The following is a 24,568-nucleotide window of genomic DNA, read 5'->3' on the forward strand; positions in this document are numbered from 1 at the left end:
ATGCGCATCATCTTGATCAGGCACGGACAAACAGATGAAAACAAAGAAAATCGCTATCTGGGGCACTTCGATTCTCCATTAAATAGTACGGGCAGAGAGCAGGTGAAAGGCTTGGTTGAAAGTCTGAAAAAACTGGAAGCACGGGGAATTTGTTATAGCAGCGATTTGTTGCGGGCGGTTGAAACAAGTAAAATCATCTGCCATGCTTTTTCACTGGATTTAAAGGTATACCCGGACCTTAGGGAGCTTCATTTCGGTGATTGGGATTGTCATACATATGATGAATTAAATGAAAAGAATGCTGTTGGTCTTCATCGTTGGATTTCAAATCCGTTTGAGTACTCACCTCCAAATGGGGAAACCCTTACCGAATTAGGGGCTCGAGTTGACCGCTGGGTTAAGCAGAGCATTTTTTCAAATGGTGGAGAGGATTGTTTGGTTGTTAGTCATGGCGGTCCAATACGGTGGATTTTGAGTAAATGGCTTCTCCATGATGAATCGCAATTCTGGAATGTTCAAAACATCCCCCATGGGGAAGGGCTCATTCTTGAGGTTGATGTGATAAGGAATATATGGAAGCATAAGGGGAATATCTAAATGTTATTATCAATCTCTATCATAATTGCCTATATTTTTGACCGACTCATTGGAGACCCGAGAGCCCTGCCTCATCCAGTTGTGCTAATTGGAAATTGCATCTCTAAACTGGAAAAGATAATTCGAAAGTGCGAATTTAAAAATTTGAAGATGGCTGGATTACTATTTCCTTTATTGATTGTAGGGGGAACCTACTTGATCGTTTCTTTACTATTAGAGCTTAGTAAACTAGTTCATCCGTTCTTATTTTTATTCATCCAAATCATACTCATCTCTTCTACAATCGCGACAAAAGGATTAGCAGATGCTGGTTTAGGAATCTATCATTTGCTTGTTAAAAAGGACTTGGAACAAGCGCGCTACTCGTTATCTATGATTGTGGGAAGAGATACAGAGAATCTAGGTGAGGTGGAGATCACTAGAGGTACGGTTGAAACCGTAGCTGAAAATATTGTAGATGCTATCATCTCGCCTTTGTTTTTTGCGTTAATAGGTGGTGCCCCACTGGCTATGGCTTACCGAGCAACGAATACATTAGATTCGATGATTGGTTATAAAAATGAAAAATACAAAGACCTAGGCTGGGCTTCCGCTAGGCTTGATGATATATTAAATTTTATTCCTGCAAGAATCACAGGATTATTGCTGATTGTGGCAAGTTTGTTGTTACGATTAGATGCAAAAAAAGCATTAACGATTATCATAAGAGATGCGAAGCTCCATCCGAGTCCTAACAGCGGTATACCTGAATCGGCAGTTGCAGGTGCCCTTCAAATCCAACTTGGGGGAACCAACTATTATAAAGGGATTCCTTCCCACCGGGCTGTAATGGGAGACTCACATAGACCATTGCAGGCAGATGATATCCTAAAAACAGTTAAGATGATGAAAACATCTGTCAATGTTTTTATTGGAATGATTCTCTTGGGAGTTCTAGTGGGTGTTTTGGTATGAAGCTTGGAGTAGGAAAATGCAACGGTACATTTGGAGAGCTTATCCAGGGGGTCATCGGTGATTCTCCTTTTTTAGTTTCATTGCCGATTGAAATGGGAAGTTCAGCTTTATTTCTTCCAAACCCAAAATCAGAAAAAATATCAATCTTGTCCTTAAGCGCAAAACCAAAATCAGAACGGGCCTGTCGATTATTATTACGTAAGTATAATATTCAGACTGGCGGTAAACTTTTAATAACCTCTGATCTTCCAGAAGGTAAGGGAATGGCAAGTTCTTCCGCTGATTTAATGGCAAGTCTTCGAGCTGTAGCACAGACACATTCATTGCCGATTAATGAAAGTGTTCTTTCAGAAATCACCAGCACGATCGAGCCTACTGATGGAATTATGTATTCGGAATTGGTTGCCTATGATTATATTAACGGTCGGTTAATTAAAGTAATTGGACAACTTCCAAGAATGATTTTACTTGGAATCGATACGGGGGGAACGGTAGAAAGTACTATTTTTAATCAAATTCCAAAAAACTATAGTACTGAGGAAAAACAATTATTCTCAAAGGCCCTATATTTATTAAAGGAGGGTATGCAGAAAAAAGAACTTTCCTTCATATTCGAAGCTGTAACAATGAGTGCAAAAATTAACGAAAAACGGTTAGCCAAACCTTTCTTCGAGGAAATAGTTAAAATAGCAGAAGAAAATAACGGTGGAGTAGTAATTGCGCATAGTGGCACGGTTATCGGAATTTTACTGTCTCCTGATATATCGAAGCAGGAGCTCCGCATCATAATAAAAAAGGTAGAAGAAACAACAAGAAAAAAAGTAAATATTTATATGGTTGGGAAGGATTGAATATAAAAAAAACGGTGTATCAGTCGAAATTCGACTGAACACCCCATATTTATATTCTATTTTTATAAACTGGATGAAGAGAAATCATTAACGAAATTGCTAAAATGATGAATATGCTGTTTCATTCTTTCAGCAGCCAATTTTGAATCTTTTTGTTCAATCGCCTCAAAAATTCCAAAAAGGTCCAAGATCAACCCTTTCTTTAATTCAGCAGGGCAATCCATATTTGTAAAGTAAGGTGTTAACGACAATGTGATCGCTTTTATCGTAGTAATAACCATACGATTATGAGTCGCTTCGGCAATGGCTTCATGAAACTTAAAATCTTGTTCATAAAAATGCTGATCAGAGAGCGTGACTTCTTTACTTGGGAGGCATGCCTTTAAATTTTTTAGATCAGCTTCTGTCCTCCTTAAAGCTGCCAAGGAACATGCTTTTAATTCGACAGTTTCTCTTACTTCGATTACTTCATCTATCGTCATACCTTCAAGGCTAAGTGAAAGGGTAATAAAATCACTAATATCACTTACAAGATCATTCAGATTAATTTCGGAAACGAAATGTCCTCCCTTTGCCCCTGATTTTGTCACAATTAATTTAGATGCACTTAAAATTTTAATGGCATCACGAATGGTCGGTCTGCTTACTTGAAATTGATCGGCCAGCTCCTGTTCGGAAGGAAGCTTGTCGCCAGGGTTTAAATCTCTGTTAATAACGGCAGTTCTTATTTGATCTGCAATTTGTTCCGATAAGGTTAATAGTTTTTTATGTTTTAATGTCATGGCCATCCTCTCAATCTTTGATTTTTTGAAAATATTCTAAATGTAAATTTTTAAAACAATTGTAGTAGATATGGTAATTATAATATTTCAAAAATTCAAAATCAAAAATATTAAAGTTAAGACTATTTTCACAGGCTAATTTGTAAAAAAATAATTACTGTGAAAAATTAATTTTCAACTGCAACTTCATGAAAAGGGAGCAAGAAAAAGGATTGTAAGCTACTGAAAATTTAATTTATTTAAAGTTTTAATATACATATATAACAACACCTTTAAATGTAAAAATAATGAACATTTAAAGCTATTTACAATTGATACAATGATGGACTATTATTCAATTATTCATTTTTAATATTTTGAAAATTAACAAAATTGGAAAAGGGGTGCAAACGGTGATTATTACTGTTGAAAAATCAGAAAGGGAGTATCGATTAAGCCAAGTAAGATCTCTCTTAAAGAAAAAAGAATATAAAGCTCTATTATTTGTAGCTGACTCTTATCTAGGCAAAAAAGGTTCATTGCGATACTTATTTGATAATCATTTAATTCACCGATATGGATATGGTCTTATTTTAGATGATACCCAGTATCAAATTCTTCCATCAGGATTGCATTGGTGTACAGATCGCCGAGTGCCGGATACATTGTTTCCTAAGGACCATGAAGCACTCGAAGTAGTCAGAAGGTTAAAACAACACAATGTGCAAAATGGGAAAATTGGCGTTGTTGGATTGAATAATACAATGAAATTAGAGGATTTTAAGTTTTTACAACGAGAGCTCCCGGAAATTCAATGGGAGGATGCCAGTATTGCGTTTGAAGAAGTTCGCTCTATTAAGAGTGAAGCTGAAATTAATGGAATCAAAGAGGCCAATCGGATCATCGAAGAAGGCTTTGATAAAATTATTGAAAATATTAGGAGTGGAATGACAGAAGAGGAAGCGGTTTCAGTTGCTTATTCCACTGTCCATGCGCTGGGAGCGAAGGATACACTATTCCTTACACTTTCAAGTGAGAACCCAGGCGAGGTTGAACCGTACTTCTTAAATCCAAGACCTCGAGTTATTAAAGAAAATGATTATCTGATCGTCTCCCTTGAAATTACTGGACCTTCGGGACACTGGGTGGAACATTCACGGATGTTTTGTTTTGGAGAACGTGATGTGGAAATGGAAAAAATGGCAGGCCTCGTTGCCAAAGGAATTGAGTACGCTGAACACGCGATGAAACCAGGTGTAAAAGTAACCGACATTCAAGCAGAAGTAGAAAAAATTGCTGCAGCAGAAGGTGCTTTATGTGGTCATTTGACTGGACACGCCATTGGTATGGATGTTATTGAGCGCCCATTTGTTGCCAGACCAGCTGAGCTTTCATTCATAGGGGTAGAGGTGCCTACAGGTGATGATGAACAGCTGTTGTATTTGCAAGAAGGGATGGTTATTAGTTTCCATCCACAAATAATGAATCGGGAAATGAATAAATCAGCCTATATGTCAGATGTTTTTGTTATTACAAAGGATGGAGCCGAACGATTATCTAACCGCAGTCATGAAGTTATTTTAATTAAGGGAAGGTGAAGTGAATGAAATATCGTATTGGTATTGATGTAGGAGGTACATTTACTGACTTTTTGCTAACTGATCAGGAAGGGAATTCAAGCGTATACAAAACATTATCTACACCTAGTGATCCTACAATTGGTTTTTTTAATGGACTAACTGAAATGGCGCAAGATTATCAAATGGATCTTAAAGAATTTATTCAAAAGATTGAATTAATTGTTCATGGAACAACGGTAGGAACAAATGCAACTCTTACGTATAATGGGGCCAAAACAGCATTGCTAACAACAAAGGGTTTTCGCGATACGTTAGAGATGCGTCAAGGTCTAAGACCAGATGCTTACAACAATCAATATGTTTCACCGAAAGCATTTGTACCTCGACATCTACGGCTCGGGATTGAGGAGAGGGTGGATTATAAAGGTCAGGAGGTAGCACCTTTATCAGAACAAGACATTCATGACGCCATCGATTATATCCGTGAGCAAGGAGTTGAAGCGATTGCCATCAGTTTTATGCACTCGTATGCTAACGGAGAGCACGAGTTAAGAGCCGGTGAAATTGTTAGAGAAAAGCTGCCCCATCATTATGTAACCCTATCAAGTCAACTTGTGCCGCGCTCTCGCTTATATGACCGAACTAGCACAACGGTTCTGAATTCATATATTGGACCTATCATTCAAAACTACTTAACTAACTTAACAAGAAAACTAGAAGATTACTGCTTTGACGGCACCTTACTAATTATGCAATCCAATGGCGGCGTTGCTACTCCGGCAGCAACGATTTTAAAAGCAGCTAATACTTTATTATCTGGACCCGCTTCAGCTCCAGTTGCAGGAAGCTGGTACTTGAAGCCACATGGAATAATGGATGCATTAACGATGGATATGGGCGGAACTAGTTTTGATGTAGCCCTTATTAAAGATGGTTATCCGTTAATCCGTACAGAGGGTGAAATAGCTGATTGGCCGATAAGTCTGCCAACGGTTGATATTCATACAATCGGTTCAGGCGGGGGGTCCATTGCATGGGTAGATGAAGGTGGCTTACTCCATGTAGGTCCACAAAGTGCTGGTGCATATCCTGGTCCTGTCTGCTATGGGTTTGGGGCCGAATTACCAACAGTTACAGATGCAAATTTAGTGCTTGGTTATTTAAATCCTAACTATTTTTTGGGTGGAAAAATGAAGCTCGATGTAGAGCAGGCGAAACAGGCTATTAAAAAGCAAGTAGCGGATAAATTAGGATTAAGCGTGGAAGAAGCTGCCCAAGGTATCATTGATATGGTCAATGTTAATATGGCAAATGGCATTCGTGAAATCAGTACGAAAAGGGGCTATGATCCACGGGAGTTCCCGTTAGTTTGTGCTGGTGGTGCCGGTCCGCTTCACGCTGCTGCAATAGCTGAAGAACTTGACAGCACACTTGTTGTTATTCCAAAAGAATCCTCGATATTCTGTGCGGCCGGAATGCTCATGTCAGATTTAAGACATGATTTTGTAAAAGTAAATCGTGCATCTACTAGAGAAATAGAATTAGACCAAATTAGTGATATATTCCAACAGCTTGAGGACCAAGGTGCCAAGGTGCTTAGCGGTGATAGTGTAAGAGAAGAGGAAATGCAGTTCCAGTATAGCTTGGATATGATGTATGTTGGTCAGTATTTCCAAGTGAATGTTCCTTTCACTGCAGAAGAAATGAAAACGATTACAATCACTTATATCGAAGAAAAGTTCCATAAATGGCATGATCAATTATTTGGCTACAGTACACCGGAGATGGAGGTTGAAATTGTTAATTTCAATCTATCAGCCTTAGGAATTACGAAAAAACCTAATATGAAGCATACCGAATATCGCAGCAACTCAGCTGAACATGCTTATAAAGGAAAACGCCCAATGTCACTTGGTGATCACGGTAAGTTAGTGGAAACACCAGTGTATGATGGAGAGGTTCTTGTCCATGGTAACCATATTAGTGGACCGGCGATTATCGAACAGAAAGTAACTACGATCATTGTCTCTGCTTATTTTAATGTAATTTGTGATAAAAATGACAATTACATTATGTATAGTAAAAAGATGGATACAGAAGCTGTCAAACACTTTATCGAAGAGAACAGAGGTGTCATTTATGAGTGAGAACAAGAAAGTTGCTATTAACCCAATTCTTGCATCGGTCATTCAACGTCGTTTAAACGCCGTAACACATGATATGGCCAAAGTGCTGCAGCAGACATCCCGCTCCCCAGTGTTCAATGAGGCTGGTGATTTCGTAACAGGATTATTCGATCATCAAACGAGAATGATGGAGCAAAGTGCCAATATCCCCATCATTGGGTTCGGGGCTCAGCCAGCATTACCGTATATTATGGAGTTTTTCAAAGACGACCTTTATCCGGGAGACGTCATTGTCCACAATGATGTGTATGAAGGGGGAAATCAAACCCATGATGTAGGAATCTATAAACCAGTTTTCTATCAAGATGAACTAGTAGGTTGGACAGTCAGTAAAGGGCATTTAACAGATTTAGGAGGTGCCACTGCTGGTGGTTATAATCCACAGCATACAGAAGTTTGGCAGGAAGCGATTCGGATTCCCGGTGTGAAAATCATTGAAAAAGGGAAGATCAGACGTGATGTATGGAAAATGCTGTTTGCCAATGTTCGGGTGAAAATCGTAGAAGAAGATGTAAAAGCGATGATAGGTGCATGTAATATTGGGGAACGTGGTCTATTAAAAGTAGTCGAAAAATATGGCTTGGAAACTTTCCGCAGCCACTTGGACTATATTATAGAAGCAACTGAAAAACAAACGAAAGAAATTATTCGCAGATGGAGACCTGGCACTTATTATGGTGTTAGCTATATGGTGTCAGATGGCGTTGACCCACTACGGAAATATAAAATTGCAGTTAAAATTACCATTAATGATGACGGAAAAGTAAAAATGGATTTTACAGGTACAGATAAACAGGCACCTGGATTTACAAATATGCCTCCTGCAGGAGCGAAAGCAGCATGTGCAATTGCATATTTAATGCTAATTAATCCGGGAACAGAGATTGCCCAAAATGAAGGGTTATTTTCCTCATTGGATTGCTATTTTCCAAAGGGTAGTATATTAAATCCTAACTTCCCGGCAGCTACAATCGTTGGAAACCAAATTGCAGATGTTTTATTAGAGGCGATTATGAATGCGCTAAAAGATGCTGTACCTGATCAAGTGACAGCTGGCTGGTGTAAGGCCTGTCCACCAGTATTTACTGGAACAGATCCTCGTAAAAATGAACCCTACTTTGATTTTGGGTTTATGGCAAAAGGCGGTCAAGGTGCGTTGAAAGGATTTGATGGTTTCAATGGAATCGGATTTGCCGGGGCGGCAGGTTGCATGAGATCACAGGATCCCGAAATGTTGGAAATAAAAGATCCTTTCTTCATGGAAGCGTATGAGTATTTGCCAGACTCTGCCGGTGCAGGGAAGTACCGTGGCGGGTATGGTACCTATGTGAAAATCCGCATCGATGGTGACAACAATGCCGTTGGAACACTTGGTGATGGAATGGAATATGAGGGAGCTAAGTTACCACATGGATTATTTGGGGGCCGGGAAGGTATGAGTAATAATTATCTCCTCTATCTTCCTGATGGAACTACACAAAAGGTAGGTTCCAAAGACATGGTATTCCAAGTGCCCAAAGGGACCTGGCTTGAAATGTATTGTGGCGGTGGCGGTGGCTACGGTTCACCGATCTTGCGTGATATCAATAAGGTTCAAGAGGAAGTATCAGACGGACTTTTATCAATCGAGAAAGCGAAAAATGAGTATGGGGTAGAAGTGGACCCGAAGACAGGAAAAGTAAATCTCGAAGCTACTAATCTATTAAGAAAGCAATTGTTATCATAACAAAGTGGTTGTTTTTGTAAGTTTTCCTAGTAAGGTGACAGGCCTTACAAACAAATTGTAGGAGTCTGTCACTTAGGAGAAATCAGATTCATTGGTAGAGAGGAGATTTCAGATGTCACAAAAATTAGAAAACATGATGGAGGACTACTCGCTTGAGGCTGTTCCAGCTGAAATGAGGAGACCGTGGAAGGATCTTGCCGCTGTAGGTGTAGGAATTGGGTCCAGTCTTGCTGTATTACTCACTGGTGGGCTTGTAACGTTTATGGCTGGATTTTGGATGGGAATGCTCGCAGCATTTATAGCATTTCTTGTCAGTACTTTTTTCACCATATCATTAGGTGTGATCTCATTTCGCGACGGTTTTTCAAGCAATATCATTTCTAGGGCGTATGCTTTCGGCACAAGAGGTTCCGCCATCGGTTCCTTAATTTGGGCTTTTATGATTATCGGTTTTCTTGGAATGGAAAGCGTATTAATAGGAAACTCGATATTCTTTTATTTTGATATAGAACCTACATTCACTATCAAGCTTATCTTTTACTTAATTTTAACTGCTATCTGGATTGTCCTATCATTATTTGGTAATAAATTAGTTTCTCGTGTAGCAGAGATTATGATTCCTTTGCTGTTTTTAATGTTACTTTTTATGGTGTTTTTATTAATGAAACAAGGCTCATTAGTAGAAGCAGTTACCCACGGTATTCTTGTTCCTAATATGACGACTAGTCAAGGCTTTGCAATTGCCTTAAATGCTACGGTTGTTTTGGCAGGACTACTAGCAATTGTTGTTGCGGATTTTACAAGATTTTCAAAGTCAACTAAAGATGTCGTAAAAGTAAGTGTGGCTTCAAACTTCTCTCTATTTGGTGTGACGATGTTTTTTGGAGCGGTCATTACTTATTTCGGTTATCAATTAACTAACGATTATTTCTTAAAACAAGGAATGGATCCTGCTGCAGCAGGGATGGCTGCGATTACAAATCCGGGTATTACCCTAGTTCTAGCGGGAGGTTTTTGGGGGTTATTAACGATTATTTTTTCGCAGTCAAAAGTGCAGGTTGGGAATTCTTACGAAGGAGCGCTGGCGCTTGTTAACTTGTTTGATACTGCCTTCAATTGGAGACCTGGCAGAGCCGTGATGGTTGTTTTAGCCAATATTATTTCGCTTATTTTCATCTTTGGAAACATCTTACATTATATTGAAGCGTTTTTAACAATTGGCAGTGTGTTGTTATGCGTGTGGGTAACGATTGTGTTAACAGATTATTATGTCGTAAGGGGAACATTGAAGTTTGGCCAAAAAGGTATTGTCAATCTTGACGACATTCCTGCGGTAAATTGGATTGGGTTACTTACGTTAGTTGTAAGTACCTTTACCGGTATGGCCTTTTACCAACAAAATTGGTTCCAAGTACCTTTTATAATCTCAACGGTATGTGCCTTTGTCCTATATCTTGGATTGAATTATTTAAAGAGCCAGTTTACTTCTTCTAAGAAAAATAATTTGAATAATATTTCAGGTTAATTTTCTAAACAAATTCATCAACTATATTTTTTAATATAAGAAATTTATTAAGAGCTGGGAGAGATGAAGGATGTCCATTAATTTCGAATTAACAGCGGAGCAAAAGAAATGGAAGGAGCTTTGCAAAGAGTTGGCACAAGATTTTGCTTTACGTGCCGATGAGCATGACAGAAACCGCACTTCACCGGTTGAGAACTATCAAAAACTTTATGAAGCAGGCTTGTTTGGACTTACAATTCCAAAAAAATATGGAGGGCTTGGTTCTGGTTTTCTAGGTTATACAATTGCTATTGAGGAATTAGCACAAGGCTGTGCAGCAACAGCGATGTCATGGAATATGCATGCAGCAGGCACAGCAGCCATCATGGAAAATCCAGACATCCCCGAAGACAAGAAACAAGAAATCGCTGATCTTGTCATTAAGGAAGGGAAATTAATTTGTCAATCTGTATCAGAACCAACATCGTCCAGCTTAATCGGGCAATCATACACACCTTCATTGATCGCTAAAAAAGTAGATGGCGGCTATATATTAAACGGAAGGAAAGCGTTTGCATCAATGTTTGAAGCAAGTGATTATGTGTACATTTTCGCGCATCCAGAGGAAAGTTCAAATCCGCAAAGCAGTATTGGCTTCTTCATCTCAACGAAATCAGAGGGAATTAATGTCATTGATGTATGGGACACGTTAGGAATGCGTGCCACTCGCAGTAATACAGTTGAATATAATGATGTTTTTGTACCGGAAAATGCTGTGCTCCATAAAACAGAGGCCTTTTTAGAATCATTCATCTTCAAAAATGCAGCTTGGGCATTTGGAACATTTGCATCAATGTATTATGGAATTGGTCGCGGTATTGCAAATTGGGTGAAAGAAACGCTAACTACCCGTAAACCAAAAGGATATGCTCAGCCAATGGCTTATCATCCTGCAATGCGTTTACGTGCTGGAGAAATTTTCTCTGAAATGGAAGCGGCTAGATTAATGGTTTATTATGCAGCCTGGACACATGATACGAAAGGGCCTGGACCAGAAACGTACGCAGCTTGTCTGCGAGCTAAATATATTATGATGCAAGCAGTTAGCGCAACCGTTCGCTCAGCATCAATTGCTTGTGGTGCCCATGGATTAGTAAAAGGCTTACCGTTTGAAAGAATGGTTCGTGATGCGTTTACCGCACCAATTATGCCGCCGAACGAGGATGCGGTTCTTGACCAAATCGCCGTTATCGATTTAGGACTTAATCCTGAAGATTTACCAGCATTCTTAAAGGAGGAAATTTGTAATGCAGAACCAGCAGAGATTAGCTAATAAGGTCGCAATTATTACTGGAGCAGGCAGCGGAATTGGCAGAGCAACAGCCCTAAGATTTGCTGAAGAAGGAGCAAAGTTAGTATTGAATGATATTAGCCATGCTAGATTAGAAGAGGTAGCTGCAGAATTAGATTGTCCGGACAGATGTGAACTTGTAAGTGGTGACGTTTCTTCGGAAGCAACTGCACAATTATTGAAGGATACAGCTCTAGAGAGTTTTGGACGGATTGATATTCTAGTTAATAACGCAGGTATTCATTGGATTCAAGATATAACCGAAACAACGGTGGATGATTTCGATCACGTAATCAATGTTAATTTGAAAAGCATGTTTTTAAACTGTAAAAATGTCATCCCTGAAATGATTAAACAAGGGAATGGTGGAGCTATTGTTAATTTGAGTTCTGTTTCAGGCTATGTCGGCCAAGAAATGATGGGCAAGAGTACATTCCTATATAACATGACAAAGGCGGCGATTTTACAGATGAGCCGGTCACTGGCGACTCGCTATGCAAAAGAGGGCATTCGTGTTACTTGTGTTTCCCCAGGGGTGACAAAGACAAATCAAATTACAACTGAGCATACTTCGGATTTAGAAGGATTTTGGCAGGCAGTTGAAGGGGTTCAACCGCTTGGAAGATACGCAGATCCAAGGGAAATTGCAAATTGTATCGTATTTTTAGCGTCTGATGAAGCGTCCTTTGTAACGGGCTCTTCCTTAGTCGTTGATGGTGGTTATTTAGCTCTTTAATTACTGAACTATGAAAAATGAGGTAGGTGGAAATCATGAATCAACAGAATATAAATGAACACAATTGGGATGTACTCATTAAACATGATCGAGTTCATCAGAAATTGTATACTGATCCAACTATATTTGCAGAGGAAATGACGAAAATCTTTGGGATGACATGGGTTTATTTGGCTCATGAAAGTGAAGTGCCAAATGTAAATGATTATAAAACGGGCTACCTTGGCAGCCGCCCGATAATTGTTGTCAGGGATCGCAATGACGAGTTCCGGGTTTTGTTTAACCGCTGTACACACCGTGGGGCCACAGTTTGTCGCAATGATCGTGGTTCCGCCAAGGTGTTCACCTGCCCGTACCATGGCTGGAATTTTAAAAATAACGGAGAACTGGCTGGTGTACCATGGCCTAAAGCATACGGTGATGATTTTGATACTAGTGAATGGGGGTTGAAACAAGCGAGAGTGGAAAGCTACCGTGGCTTTATTTTTGGAACTTTAAATCTTAATGCTCCGAGTCTCGTCGACTATTTAGGTCCTGCTAGAGAATTACTCGATCAATGGCTTGATCGTTATGATGGGAAGAAACTAGTAGTCGGCAACGCTCACCGCATGATCTATAAAGGAAATTGGAAATTAACGTATGATAACGCAGCGGATGGATACCATGTGTCTTTTTCACATCGTTCTTTATTTGAAACAGCGGGACGAATGGGAGAGGACAAGGATATGTCTTATTTTGCCGAAAGTCCGGATTATGGACCGATGGTTGTTCAATATCTTGGCAATGGCCATACGTTCATCGATCAACGTCCTAACTATAAAAATATTGGTGATTTCTGGAAACAACAGCGTCCGCAACCAGGCAGAGAAGTATATGAAGAAATGATTAGAGAGCGGTACCAAGAAGAAGCTGATGCCTTGTTAGATCAAGCGATCGGTGCTCAAATGAATCTTAACATATTTCCAAACCTCTGCTTAATTGGAAATCAAATTCAAGTGATCCAGCCGTATGCGGTGGATAAGACAGAGTTGACCTGGTATTCAACGACGGTAGATGGGTTGCCGGAAGAAATCAATATGCTGAGAATGCGCACACAAGAGGATTTTCCTGCTTTTGGTGAGCCAGATGATATGACGAATTTTGAAGAATGTCATCTTGGCTTAACGATTCCTGAGGTGGAATGGGTTCATACCGGTCGCGGCTTAGGAATACCGGATCGTCAAACAGTCGACGAACGTGGTGTTATCTCAGGTCCTGTTACAGATGAATTGCATATCCGTAATTATTATCAAGAGTGGAAACGACTTATGGGCCAGCCGTCACTAAAAACTCTTTGTGAAAATGTTAAAGGAGGTGTGTCATCAGTATGATAAAGGATAGTTCGAAAGTATCCTATTATATGAATGATGAATTCTACTCTGGACTGTTGGATGGATTGAAGGATTGGGATACTGAAACGGGTAAAGCAACTCAAAAGGTATGCCGTGAAATTGAACAATTTTTGTTTCGTGAGTCACGATTAGTTGATGAAGGTAAACTGGAAGATTGGCTTGATTTGTTCGGTTTTGAATGCCTTTATTGGGTGCCGATTACACCTGGAGGTGGAAACCCACTGAAGGAAGTTTCCCATGCCTTTGATGACAGGAGACGGCTTGAGGATCGAATTTATCGACTTCGTACCGGCTATGCTTATTCGCAAATTCCAGCTTCACGCACACTTCGGATGTTAAGTAACATCGAAGTATGGAAAGATGGCAAGGAGGATTTAGTTCGTGTACGGGCAAATTTCATGCTAACTGAGTTAAGAGCAGGCAAACAAAAACTATATTCCGGTTGGAATGGCTATCGTCTGAAAAAAGAAAATGGTGTATGGAAAATAAACGTTAAACAAGTTAATTTAATTGACAGCGACCAAGGTCATGAAAATATGACATTTATCCTCTAAAATAGACAGAAAATTACAAACATTTAATAAAAAAGGAGACGGTAAAAATGAGAGAAATGTTAAAAATAAGTACTGAGGGTTTTATCTGGCGCCATAATTTATGGAATGAGGAGCAAGTAAATGCCATTCAGAGGATTCTCAAAACAATTGAGGAAAAAAATCTGCGCCTTATACGAGTTGCATGGGCTGACCAGCACGGTATTTCGAGAGCAAAAACATTAACAATCCCCGCTTTTATGAGTGCTCTTAAGGATGGCATTGATTTTAATACGGGTCCTCTCTTTTTTGATACAGCCAATGCGATTGTGTTTAACCCGTTTATTAAAGGTGGCGGATTCGATCTTGAGGAATTGACGGGCTGTCCAAACTATACACTTGTACCAGACCCGCTTACGTTCAAGATTCTTCCTTGGGCTCCAAATACCGGTTGGATCTTATCGGATGCTTACTTAAAAACAGGTGAAATACTCCCGTTTGATAGCCGCCAAATTTGTCGTAAGGCACTAAAAGAATTAAATGAAAAAGGCTATGACTTAGTTTCAGGACTTGAAGTAGAGTTTTCATTAACGAAAATAGTCAGTGATGAGATTAATCCAGAATTATTAGGAGCACCGGGCTCTCCTGGTCAGCCTCCCAAAGTTCGACCAGTGGCAAGAGGATACCAGTATCAGTTGGAAGCACATAATGATGAAATCGATGAGGTCATTCAACTTATCGTCGAAAACATTGAAGCGCTTGGGCTACCATTACGTACGATTGAAGATGAGTGGGGACCTAGCCAAATTGAAGTAACATTTGCGCCTATGCGTGGAATCGAAGCGGCAGATGCAATGCTGTTATTTAGAACAGCTGTTAAACAAATTTGTAAAAGACATGGCTATTTAGCAACGTTTATGTGCCGACCTTCCATCCCAGGATTTTTCTCAAGTGGTTGGCATTTGCATCAATCCTTAGTAGATGTGAATACAGGTGAGAATCTGTTTATGCCGGAAGTTGAAACAGAGTCATTATCTGTACTTGGAAAGCACTATACTGCGGGGATTTTGAAGAATGCTAGGGCGGCAACGGTATTTACAACACCAACGATTAATGGTTATAAGCGCTTCAAGCCGAATTCATTAGCGCCTGACCGTGCAGGATGGGGCGTTGACAATCGTGGAACGATGATTCGTGTTTTAGGAGGATATGGAGACAAGGCGACCCATTTTGAAAATAGAGCTGGTGAACCAGCTGCGAATCCGTACTTATATTTTGCATCACAGATTTTTGCAGGATTAGATGGAATTGAAAATCGCTTAGATCCAGGACCTGCAAGTAGTGAAGCCTATATGGACCAGAGGGAATTGATTCCAAAAAGCCTGCAGGAAGCGGTAGATTCATTGCGTGAAAATGGAACATACCAAAATAAGATGGGAAAGATGTTTGTTGATTATATCATCAGAATGAAGGAAAGTGAAATCTCTCGTTATATGGCATACGTAGAAAATGAGAAGGTTGAAGACTATCAAAATATTGTAACAGAATGGGAGCATAAAGAGTATTTTGAAAACTTTTAATACTGATACTATCGATTTGAAAGTAGAGGTGGCAGGATGATGACAGAAAGAGAACAAGCAAATATTGAAAATACGGATGTTGAATTACAAAAACAAATCCAACATCTTCAGAAAACCATTCAGATATACGAGCAGTTAGCTGAAGCAGTCCGCACCGCTGCAGTCATCGATAGAAGCATTTATACAGGTGAACGGGATAACGATTGGCTTTCCATAGATCGAGATGACTATGTCAAAATCATGGCTATTATTTCTCAACTTGATATCTGGAAGCCTTGGAATCACACGATCCAACCGCGGATCACAAAGTAAATTAGATTCCCATCAGGGAGCTCCTCTGATGGGGGTTTTATCTGTTTATATCGAGATTATAAATGAAGGAGTGGGAATGGATGTGTGAATTATTTACGGTTAAATCCGATGAAAATATACCAATTGAATGGATTTTTCATTATGCAAAGCTACTTGAAGAATACGGGTTTGCTGGATTTGGCTGGGGCATGGCTTGGAAATGTGAAGATGGACAGATTCGAAGATATCGTGCGATAGAAGGTGTGAGAAATGATATTCTTGCTCCACAAACTTTGAAAGGGATTGTATCCAAAGAATACCTTGTTCATTTGCGCAGACCAAGCTTAATGAAATCAATGGCATTTAACAATTCCCAACCGTACTTAAATGAAGATCAGTCACTCGCTTTTGCACACAATGGCTATTTTAAAAATCATGATCAATATCGTTCTTTTTACGCAAATGAATTGGCAGGTACTTCTGATAGTGAAGTAGGATATCGATATTATTTAATGAAGCTTAATGAACAAAAAGACCCGATTATTTCTCTTGAATTAACACATCAGATATTGGAGGGGAATGCAAACCTTATTGCATTTCGAAAGAATGAAGTGACTCTTTTATATGCAGGAAATAATGATAACAAGATGTATACCTTTAATCTTGGTGGTGTCAGATGTGCATCAACTTCTCTCCATAGTCAGGACGACTATTTATTCCAAGCAATTTTTCCGACAGCTACTAATATAAAACAAATCCCATTATTTACTGGGTGTGAATTAACTTTTGGCCAATTAGAAAATAAAAGCTACAAAGAGAGTTCAATGAAGTAGATTTAAGAAACGCATTTCTAAAGGAGGAAAAATAATGGTGAATTCAACTTAAGCGGGTAAAGAGTGATCCTCGACCAGCAAGCGATATCCTATTTACGCCTGCAATTGATTTAGAAAATGCTAAAGCAGAAATACTGGCATTAAAGAGTCAGGCAATTGAAAAAGAGCGGAATGTTGATGTTCTTACGTTCTCACATGTAATTTGTCGTCCGACCGAGGAGGAAGCCCTCCAATATTGGGATTATGCTGCTAGAACGAATGCGGATTGGACAGCTGTAGAAAATGTCATTAAAATGCAATTTGCCAATTGTTATTCGTTCCCACATGAAGTTTTACATTTATTGCGTGAACGTTTTGCTTCAGGACATGGAGGATTTCCATTGGTTGGGACACCAGAACAGGTTGCCGATGGAATAACAGCACTTGCCGAAGTAGGATTTAAGGGAACTACTTTATCGTTTGTTGACTACAATGATGAATTCCCATATTTCCGTGATCATGTATTGCCAATTCTTACTGAACGTAGGCTGCGTGGAGATGGAAATAGAAATAGTTCAAGTTTGAACATCTCAAAGTAATAACGAAGAGTAAAAGGAGTGTTTTCAGCATGTCAAAAATTAAAGAAAAATTAACTAAAGAGTTAATAGATTTTTTACAAGGTGAAAGAATTATTTCTCTCATTACTGTGGATAAAGAAACAAAAAAACCTACAGTCAGTACGATTTCTTGGTTATTTGCGCATGAAAGTGGTGAGAAAATTAAGTTTGCATTAGGTCATAAATCCTCAAGTATTGAAAATATTGAAAATGATCCATATATAGTTCTTAATGTAGTTGGTCCTGAAAGTTGTTATGAAATAAAAGGTACCGGAAATGTTTCGGAAATAATGCAAGGAACAATGAAGTTTAGAGTAGTAACAGTAGAGATCGATAGTGTAGAAGATGTCATTTTTTATGGCGGGAAAATTAATGCGGTACCAGGATATGAAAAAACATATGATGCTGAACTTGCTAATAAAATAGATCATGAGATTTACAGTGAATTAAAAAAATAAGGAATGGTGAAAAAGAATAAAAGTTTGAAGATATACAAAAGGGTCTCAGCTAATAAACAGCTAAGACCTTTTGATTTGATGTATATGAAAAAATACTAGCATCAGTTACGTATTATTTTGTTAAATTCTGAAAGTATTCACTCTATATCAATTGTCCCTTTTTTTCGAATTGAAAGAGGTCGAGGATCGCATGCTGTTTAGAAAACAAAAGGAAATTTAGGTCAAATCAGCTTGATATTTATTTACAAATTAATTGTCTTGACAAAGGGATACATTACAGTTGTGAACGATTGAACATTGGACCGTTGAAGTGGCGGTCTATTTCTTTTTGTTTAGTATTTTTATAGAATAGATTTATTGGCGATACTAAATATAAATTATACAAGTTTAATATTACACTTAGGAGGGGAAATGGATGGACCAAAATATATTGGTTATGGTATCAATGGTGATAAATGTTATTATGCTTATTTTGCTATTGATCGTTATGAATATGGTGTCCAAGCAAAAATCTAATAAAATACAAGCTTCTTTATCTTTGATAGAAAAAGCTCAAGAAAGGCTGGAACGAATAGTTAGGGAGGATATTGGCCAAGTTAGACAGGAGATGGGGCTGTCAACGAAGCAAGCCCGTGAGGAATTAACGACACTATTAAACACTCTGAGTCAAAATGTCATGACGACGATAAATCAAATGGCATTTCAAAATAAAAATCAGCTTGATAGCTTTAATAAACAATTAACAGAACTTACGAATATGAATGAACAAAAACTCGAAGGTGTCCGCCATACAGTCGAACAAAAATTAACGTATTTACAGGAAGATAATAGTAAGAAGCTAGAGCAAATGCGCTTAACTGTAGATGAAAAACTACATGCCACTTTAGAACAGCGGCTTGGCGATTCTTTTAAACAAGTAAGTGAACGGTTAGAACAAGTACATAAAGGTTTAGGGGAAATGCAAACATTAGCTTCCGGAGTAGGGGACCTGAAAAAAGTACTATCGAATGTAAAAGCGAGAGGAATAATGGGTGAAATTCAATTAGGAAATTTACTTGAGCAAATCCTTTCACCAGAACAATATGAATCCAATGTCGCAATGAAAAAAGGCTCTGCGGAAAGGGTTGAATTTGCTGTAAAACTTCCTTCAAAAGATGATAGCGGCGGAGTTGTATATCTTCCGATCGATTCAAAGTTTCCGCTAGAGGACTACAATCGATTACTGGACGCACAGGAATTAGGTGATGTCCAAGCAGCAGCTGATGCAGCTAAACAACTGGAAAACCGAATTAAGCTGGAAGCCAAAAGTATTCGCGATAAATATATTAACCCGCCAAACACAACAGACTTTGCCGTATTGTTCCTACCGTTTGAAGGCTTATTTGCTGAAGTCCTACGACGTCCGGGCCTTTGGGATTCCTTGCAAAGAGATATGCGGATCATAATTGCAGGACCGACGACATTAGCTGCCTTCCTTAACAGCTTGCAGATGGGATTCAGAACATTAGCCATTCAAAAACGATCCAGCGAAGTCTGGGGATTACTTGGAGCTGTAAAAACGGAGTTTACTAAATTTGGAGACATTCTCGACAAAACGAAGAAAAAACTCCAAGAGGCAAGCAATACAATTGACAGCGCAGCCACACGAAGCCGGGTAATCGAAAGAAAATTAAAAAATGTCCAAGAACTGCCGCAGCCAGAAACGTATGAATTGCTGGGTGAATCGGAATTGGTTGGATTAGAGTAAGGTGGGGGAAGGAAAATGAATAACAAAAATAAAACGGTCGTCCGATCAATGGACATATTAAATCTCTTTATTGAGCATACAGAATTATCATTTCAAGAAATTATTAATTTATCGGGGATACCGAAAACTTCAGTCTATCGAATGATTAGGTCGTTTGAGGAGATGGGCTTTTTGGAAAAAGGAAGCGATGCTAAGTACCGGCTTGGGCTTTTGTTTCTTAAATTCGGCCATCTTGTTTCTATGAGGTTGGATATACGTAAGATCGCTTATCCATTTATGCAAGATTTACATAATGATGTAAAGGAAGCGATAAATTTAATTGTACGAGAAGGTAATGAGGCGATCTATATTGAAAAAATCGACACAAAACAAAAGGTTCGCCTTTATACTGCGATTGGCAGGAAAAGCCCGCTATATGCAGGAGCTTGTTCACGTTCAATCTTGTCCTTCTTACCTGATGCAGAAATAAAGGCATATATCGAAACAGAGGAGCTTAAACCTTTTGCCCAAGGCACGATTACTGATAAGGATAAACTTTATGAAACTATTCAACAGGCGAGAATGGAAGGGTACACAATAAGCCATTCAGAATTAGAAAATCATACCTCTGCTGTAGCCGCACCGATTTTTAATCATCTTGGTGAAGTGGTTGCAGGTATAAGTATTGCTGGCATAGAAGCAAATTATAAAGGGGAGAATGTCGAAAACTTTAAGGAAAAGGTAAAAAAAGTGGCCGAGGATATATCAAGGCAGTTGGGCTATATAAAGGAATGACAAAGGTGGTCTCTTTAATCAACAAAGAGACCACCTTATTCTTATAATTAAATGCTTTAGTATGACTATCTGTGAAGTGCCTTCATGCGAATCCCCAACGCTAGTTCATTTAGCATAATTTCTTGATTAATTAACTCTGCTTCAGCTTGTTCAAGAGTTGTTTCTTTAAATAAAATCTTCGCTTTCGGTTGCAATTGGGCTAATCGAGGTAAATCAACTGAAATCACTTGACCAATTTTGGGATACCCACCTGTTGTTTGCCGGTCTACCATTAAGATAATCGGTTGTCCGTTCGAGGGGACTTGAATCGTCCCGTACGTAACCCCTTCCGATAGTAATTCAAATTTCTTAGTTAAATCTAGCTGCTTGCCATCCAATCGATACCCCATCCGATCTGCTTCAGTTGTTAATGTGTAGGAATCTGAAAAAAATACATGTTGACTTGCTTTATCGAAATGATTAAACTCAGAGCCTTGTAAAACCCGCACCGTTTGTGTTTTATCAAATGAGAAGAATTCAGAAAAGTTGACAGACCATGTAAAATGATTTTTCATTTTGTCTAGTTGCTGAACAAATGCCAAACTGATTGTACTGTAATTTCCACACGTAAATTCATCCCCTTTTCGTAAAGCTCTGCCTTGAATCCCTCCAATGGCTGCTCGGAGATAAGTGCTTTTACTTCCAAGTACTTCAGGAACTTCAATCCCACCAGCAAAGGCAACGTATGCCCTACATCCAGTTATGGCAGATTTAAATTTTAAAATAGACCCTTTACGAATAAGGAGCGGCCTCCACATTGGTGCTTTTTCCCCATCGATGGTAGGCTGTAAATCACCGCCAGTAATGGCAATTAATTGGTCGCTTCCAAATTGGAGCGTTGTCCCCAAAAGCGTAATTTCAAGTGCTCCTTCGCCTTCGAAATTTCCAACAAGTAAATTCGCAACTCGCAATGAAATAGGATCCATCGCACCGCTTACAATTACCCCGAATTTTTGGGAGCCGAATCTCCCTAAATCTTGAATGGTCGTCAATAATCCTGGATGAATCACCTTAACACTCATCATGTTTCATCTCCTTGTAGGTAGCAAATTCTTCAAATGAAATGGGGATAAAGCGGATTTTATCTCCTGATTGTAATAACGTTGGAGGTGTTTGTTCCGGAAGAAACAAATCAAGCGGGGTCCGTCCGATAATTTGCCAGCCTCCCGGTGTTTCCAATGGATAAACGCCTGTTTGTTTGCCAGCGATTCCCACGGATCCTGGGGCAATGGCAAGACGAGGTGACTCCTTCCTAGGTGTGGCAATTCTTTCATCCATTCCTCCAAGGAACGGGAAGCCCGGTGCAAAACCAATCATATAGACCTGACAATCATTTGCAGAATGAATTTGAATGACTTCATCTACTGTAAGCCCATGGTAAGCCGCTACATATTCCAAATCTGGGCCAAATTCTCCCCCATAAGCGACCGGAATCTTAACAAGCCGCTCTTCGACCAGCTCATTTGTACTTAATTGATCGAGTAATTCTGCCATTAAAGCGCTCACAATTTTATAAGGACTTTTTTTATCTTTTTCGATAATAGAAAAATAAACAGCTGCAGGATTGTAATACACAGTTAAGTTATTGTAGGACGGAACTGATTCAATAAATCCAGGAAATGGTTCTTTTTCTATTAAGTAAGATAGATGTTTAACTTGTTCATGGATCGTTGGGTTAATTCCATCCCCTAAATGGATTACTAATGCTGAATCCCCTAAAGGCCGTATTAATTCAATTTTGTCATGAATCGTCATGGAGGCCAACTCCTTTAGTTTCGAATTTCGGAAATATTGTTCTGTTTTACGGATGATATTTTTATTATAAATTATTTGAATAGAAAAACAAGCCTTGAAAAGGCAATATTTAGATACGTTCCATTTTTCGTATAATTCTAAAATTAACTCTTTTCAACAAAAAATAATTATGCTAGAATATTGCTATAAATCGAAACTAGAGTTCCGTAAATCGGAACAATTTACTTTGTAGTTTATCAAGATAGTGAAAAATGAAAAGGAGGGGTTTTATGTTTCAAGTTGATTTAAACTGTGATCTTGGGGAAAGTTTTGGCCGCTTTAAACTGGGGGAACAGGAAGAAATATTGAAATACATTACATCAGCCAATATTGCATGCGGTTTCCACAGCGGTGATCCAAGTGTAATGAGAGAAACAGTGAAGATGGCAATTTCAAATGGTGTTAAAATTGGGGCTCATCCTGGTTTACCAGATTTAAATGGTTTTGGTCGAAGAGAAATGGCGATTACACCGCAAGAAGGATATGACATGGTTGTTTACCAAATCGGGGCATTACAAGGGTTTTTAGCGACCTTCAATGAAAAAATGCAGCACGTAAAACCTCATGGTGCTTTGTACAATATGGCCGCAAAGGATCCTCATCTTGCTGAGGCCATTGCGCAAGCCGTCTATGATATTTCACCATCATTGATTTTATTTGGGCTTTCTGGCAGTGAATTAACGAAAGCGGGGGAGAAGATTGGTTTACGGACTGCCCATGAGGTGTTTGCAGATCGAACCTATCAACAAGATGGATCCTTAACTTCTCGTTCTCAAAAGGATGCGATGATTACAGATCATGAACAATCTGCCGCACAAGTAGTGAAAATGGCAAGGGAAGGGAAAGTAGTTTCCCAGCAAAAAACAGAGGTTTCATTACGTGCAGATACAGTATGTATTCATGGGGATGGGAAACATGCCTTATTATTTGCGAAATATCTTAAAGAATCATTAGAACAAAATAATATTACAATTGCTGCAATCAGCAACTGGGAGGAGGCTTCATATGGAAAATACTAATGCAAGGGTGGAAAAATCTCAATTAAAATCGGAAAACCCAGAACTAAAAGTTATCCAAAATAATGATAGCGCTTTAGTAAAAAAGAAGACGAGCCGTAGTGTATTATTAGGTGCAGCATTTTTGATGGCGACATCATCAATTGGACCGGGCTTTTTGACACAAACAACAGTGTTTACTCAGCAATTAGCCGCTAGTTTTGCCTTTGTTATTCTAATATCATTAATATTAGATGTCTTTGCACAAATGAACGTTTGGCGTATTATTTGTGTATCGGGACTCCGTGGGCAAGAAGTTGCCAATAAAGTGTTACCTGGACTTGGCGTTGTTTTGGCCATCCTGATTGTCATCGGCGGTTTGGCATTTAATATTGGAAACGTTGCTGGAGCCGGATTAGGTTTGAATGCTATGATGGGATTAGACCCGATTACTGGAGCTATTATTAGTGCCATAGTAGCGATTTTCATCTTTGTTGTTAAAGAAGCAGGAAAAGCAATGGATAAGTTCGCTCAATTTGCAGGAGTTGTTATGATTCTACTTATGCTGTACGTTGCTTTTAAAACATCCCCGCCAGTAGGGGAAGCAATCATTAATACAGTTAAACCTGAACAGATTAGCTGGTTTGCGATCGTCACGCTTGTTGGAGGTACGGTGGGTGGTTATATCACATTTGCCGGTGGACACCGCCTACTTGACGCAGGCGTAAAAGGCATTGAATCATTGCCAGAAGTTACGAAAAGCTCTGTTACCGGAATTGTTGCAACTGGTATTATGCGTGTAGCCTTATTCTTGGCAGTTCTTGGTGTTGTAACACAAGGTTTAGCGATTGATGCAGCAAATCCTCCTGCTTCAGTTTTCCAATTAGCAGCAGGAAACATTGGCTATCGTATCTTTGGTGTTATTATGTGGGCAGCGGCGATTACTTCTGTTGTAGGGGCAGCTTATACATCAGTTTCATTTATCCGCTCCTTCCACCCAAAAATTGAAAAATACCATAAGTGGATCATCATTGCTTTCATTATTGTTTCTACAGGGACATTTGCCCTAGTTGGAAAGCCAGTTAATATTCTAATCCTAGTAGGGGCGCTAAATGCTCTGATTTTACCAATCGCTTTAGGAACATTATTAGTAGCGGCACACAAGAAGAGCATTGTTGGTGCGTATAAACATCCATTATGGTTAACCATCCCTGGAGTATTCGTTGTTATTATTATGGGAATTTTAGGTGTAAAAACGTTAATAGAGCAATTGCCTTTATTATTTAAGTAATTT

At 39.1% G+C, this 24,568-nt stretch carries 23 protein-coding genes; 20 read left to right on the forward strand and 3 right to left on the reverse strand.

Going from position 1 to position 24,568, the window contains the following annotated elements; genetic code table 11:
- The 3 genes from BAZO_RS13705 to BAZO_RS13715 are packed head-to-tail and all read left to right on the forward strand — an operon-like array spanning nucleotide 1 to nucleotide 2,402.
- A complete protein-coding gene (locus BAZO_RS13705) occupies nucleotides 1-597 on the forward strand; it encodes a histidine phosphatase family protein (RefSeq protein ID WP_003332173.1) in 597 nt (198 codons plus the stop codon).
- Complete coding sequence (gene cbiB, locus BAZO_RS13710; protein WP_003332175.1) at nucleotides 598-1,551, forward strand: adenosylcobinamide-phosphate synthase CbiB; 954 nt, start codon at nucleotides 598-600, stop codon at nucleotides 1,549-1,551. It abuts the gene before it with no gap.
- Nucleotides 1,548-2,402, forward strand: a complete 855-nt coding sequence (locus BAZO_RS13715; protein ID WP_003332176.1) for a GHMP family kinase ATP-binding protein — start codon at nucleotides 1,548-1,550, stop codon at nucleotides 2,400-2,402. Before cbiB ends, BAZO_RS13715 begins: the two co-directional genes overlap by 4 nt.
- A 62-nt stretch (nucleotides 2,403-2,464) precedes the next feature.
- Here BAZO_RS13715 and BAZO_RS13720 read toward each other — a convergent pair whose 3' ends face one another.
- Nucleotides 2,465-3,184 (reverse strand): FadR/GntR family transcriptional regulator, encoded by a 720-nt coding sequence (locus BAZO_RS13720; protein ID WP_003332177.1) that lies wholly within the window; start codon nucleotides 3,182-3,184, stop codon nucleotides 2,465-2,467.
- A 392-nt stretch (nucleotides 3,185-3,576) separates the two neighbouring features.
- Between BAZO_RS13720 and BAZO_RS13725 the strand changes: the two genes are divergently transcribed.
- The 15 genes from BAZO_RS13725 (at nucleotide 3,577) to BAZO_RS13795 (ending at nucleotide 20,446) form a co-directional block, all read left to right on the forward strand.
- The gene (locus BAZO_RS13725; RefSeq protein ID WP_003332178.1) at nucleotides 3,577-4,761 is read left to right on the forward strand and encodes a M24 family metallopeptidase; all 1,185 of its coding nucleotides are present in this window, start codon (nucleotides 3,577-3,579) and stop codon (nucleotides 4,759-4,761) included.
- Nucleotides 4,762-4,766: 5 nt separating this feature from the next.
- Nucleotides 4,767-6,890: a hydantoinase/oxoprolinase family protein gene (locus tag BAZO_RS13730; RefSeq protein WP_003332179.1), complete on the forward strand. Its 2,124-nt coding sequence runs from the start codon at nucleotides 4,767-4,769 to the stop codon at nucleotides 6,888-6,890.
- Nucleotides 6,883-8,655 carry a hydantoinase B/oxoprolinase family protein gene (locus BAZO_RS13735; RefSeq protein WP_003332180.1) on the forward strand — a complete coding sequence of 591 codons (1,773 nt, stop codon included), beginning with the start codon at nucleotides 6,883-6,885 and terminating at the stop codon, nucleotides 8,653-8,655. Before BAZO_RS13730 ends, BAZO_RS13735 begins: the two co-directional genes overlap by 8 nt.
- 112 nt (nucleotides 8,656-8,767) lie before the next feature.
- Nucleotides 8,768-10,180 carry a purine-cytosine permease family protein gene (locus BAZO_RS13740; RefSeq protein ID WP_003332181.1) on the forward strand — a complete coding sequence of 471 codons (1,413 nt, stop codon included), beginning with the start codon at nucleotides 8,768-8,770 and terminating at the stop codon, nucleotides 10,178-10,180.
- A 70-nt stretch (nucleotides 10,181-10,250) separates the two neighbouring features.
- Entirely contained in the window at nucleotides 10,251-11,492 is a 1,242-nt protein-coding gene (locus BAZO_RS13745) for an acyl-CoA dehydrogenase family protein (RefSeq protein ID WP_003332183.1), read from the forward strand.
- Complete coding sequence (locus BAZO_RS13750; RefSeq protein WP_003332184.1) at nucleotides 11,467-12,246, forward strand: SDR family NAD(P)-dependent oxidoreductase; 780 nt, start codon at nucleotides 11,467-11,469, stop codon at nucleotides 12,244-12,246. Before BAZO_RS13745 ends, BAZO_RS13750 begins: the two co-directional genes overlap by 26 nt.
- A 35-nt stretch (nucleotides 12,247-12,281) precedes the next feature.
- On the forward strand, nucleotides 12,282-13,616 hold the full coding sequence (locus BAZO_RS13755; protein ID WP_003332185.1) for an aromatic ring-hydroxylating oxygenase subunit alpha: 1,335 nt from the start codon (nucleotides 12,282-12,284) through the stop codon (nucleotides 13,614-13,616).
- Nucleotides 13,613-14,191, forward strand: a complete 579-nt coding sequence (locus BAZO_RS13760; protein WP_003332186.1) for an aromatic-ring-hydroxylating dioxygenase subunit beta — start codon at nucleotides 13,613-13,615, stop codon at nucleotides 14,189-14,191. The genes BAZO_RS13755 and BAZO_RS13760 overlap by 4 nt, the downstream gene beginning before the upstream one ends.
- Nucleotides 14,192-14,238: 47 nt before the next feature.
- Nucleotides 14,239-15,747 carry a glutamine synthetase family protein gene (locus tag BAZO_RS13765; protein WP_003332187.1) on the forward strand — a complete coding sequence of 503 codons (1,509 nt, stop codon included), beginning with the start codon at nucleotides 14,239-14,241 and terminating at the stop codon, nucleotides 15,745-15,747.
- A gap of 39 nt (nucleotides 15,748-15,786) precedes the next feature.
- A complete protein-coding gene (locus tag BAZO_RS13770) occupies nucleotides 15,787-16,059 on the forward strand; it encodes a hypothetical protein (RefSeq protein WP_003332188.1) in 273 nt (90 codons plus the stop codon).
- Between the two features lie 80 nt (nucleotides 16,060-16,139).
- Nucleotides 16,140-16,871 carry a class II glutamine amidotransferase gene (locus BAZO_RS13775; RefSeq protein ID WP_003332189.1) on the forward strand — a complete coding sequence of 244 codons (732 nt, stop codon included), beginning with the start codon at nucleotides 16,140-16,142 and terminating at the stop codon, nucleotides 16,869-16,871.
- Nucleotides 16,872-17,251: 380 nt separating this feature from the next.
- A complete protein-coding gene (locus BAZO_RS23520) occupies nucleotides 17,252-17,449 on the forward strand; it encodes a hypothetical protein (protein WP_328231622.1) in 198 nt (65 codons plus the stop codon).
- A 29-nt stretch (nucleotides 17,450-17,478) separates the two neighbouring features.
- The gene (locus tag BAZO_RS13785; RefSeq protein WP_003332191.1) at nucleotides 17,479-17,925 is read left to right on the forward strand and encodes a pyridoxamine 5'-phosphate oxidase family protein; all 447 of its coding nucleotides are present in this window, start codon (nucleotides 17,479-17,481) and stop codon (nucleotides 17,923-17,925) included.
- 415 nt (nucleotides 17,926-18,340) lie between these two features.
- The gene (locus BAZO_RS13790) at nucleotides 18,341-19,672 is read left to right on the forward strand and encodes a DNA recombination protein RmuC (RefSeq protein WP_003332192.1); all 1,332 of its coding nucleotides are present in this window, start codon (nucleotides 18,341-18,343) and stop codon (nucleotides 19,670-19,672) included.
- A gap of 15 nt (nucleotides 19,673-19,687) precedes the next feature.
- Nucleotides 19,688-20,446, forward strand: coding sequence for an IclR family transcriptional regulator (locus BAZO_RS13795; protein ID WP_003332194.1), 759 nt, complete (start codon nucleotides 19,688-19,690; stop codon nucleotides 20,444-20,446).
- 65 nt (nucleotides 20,447-20,511) lie between these two features.
- Here BAZO_RS13795 and BAZO_RS13800 read toward each other — a convergent pair whose 3' ends face one another.
- Both BAZO_RS13800 and pxpB read right to left on the reverse strand, forming a co-directional pair.
- Complete coding sequence (locus tag BAZO_RS13800) at nucleotides 20,512-21,507, reverse strand: 5-oxoprolinase subunit C family protein (protein ID WP_003332195.1); 996 nt, start codon at nucleotides 21,505-21,507, stop codon at nucleotides 20,512-20,514.
- Nucleotides 21,497-22,240, reverse strand: coding sequence for a 5-oxoprolinase subunit PxpB (gene pxpB / locus BAZO_RS13805; protein WP_003332196.1), 744 nt, complete (start codon nucleotides 22,238-22,240; stop codon nucleotides 21,497-21,499). Before pxpB ends, BAZO_RS13800 begins: the two co-directional genes overlap by 11 nt.
- A 269-nt stretch (nucleotides 22,241-22,509) precedes the next feature.
- Here pxpB and BAZO_RS13810 point away from each other — a divergent pair, with 269 nt between their 5' ends.
- A complete protein-coding gene (locus tag BAZO_RS13810) occupies nucleotides 22,510-23,298 on the forward strand; it encodes a LamB/YcsF family protein (RefSeq protein ID WP_003332198.1) in 789 nt (262 codons plus the stop codon).
- A 124-nt stretch (nucleotides 23,299-23,422) separates the two neighbouring features.
- The gene (locus BAZO_RS13815; protein WP_235786740.1) at nucleotides 23,423-24,565 is read left to right on the forward strand and encodes an NRAMP family divalent metal transporter; all 1,143 of its coding nucleotides are present in this window, start codon (nucleotides 23,423-23,425) and stop codon (nucleotides 24,563-24,565) included.
- Nucleotides 24,566-24,568 lie beyond the last annotated feature (3 nt).

Origin of the sequence: Schinkia azotoformans LMG 9581 (genome assembly GCF_000307855.1) — a bacterium.
Taxonomy (GTDB): domain Bacteria; phylum Bacillota; class Bacilli; order Bacillales; family Bacillaceae_J; genus Schinkia; species Schinkia azotoformans.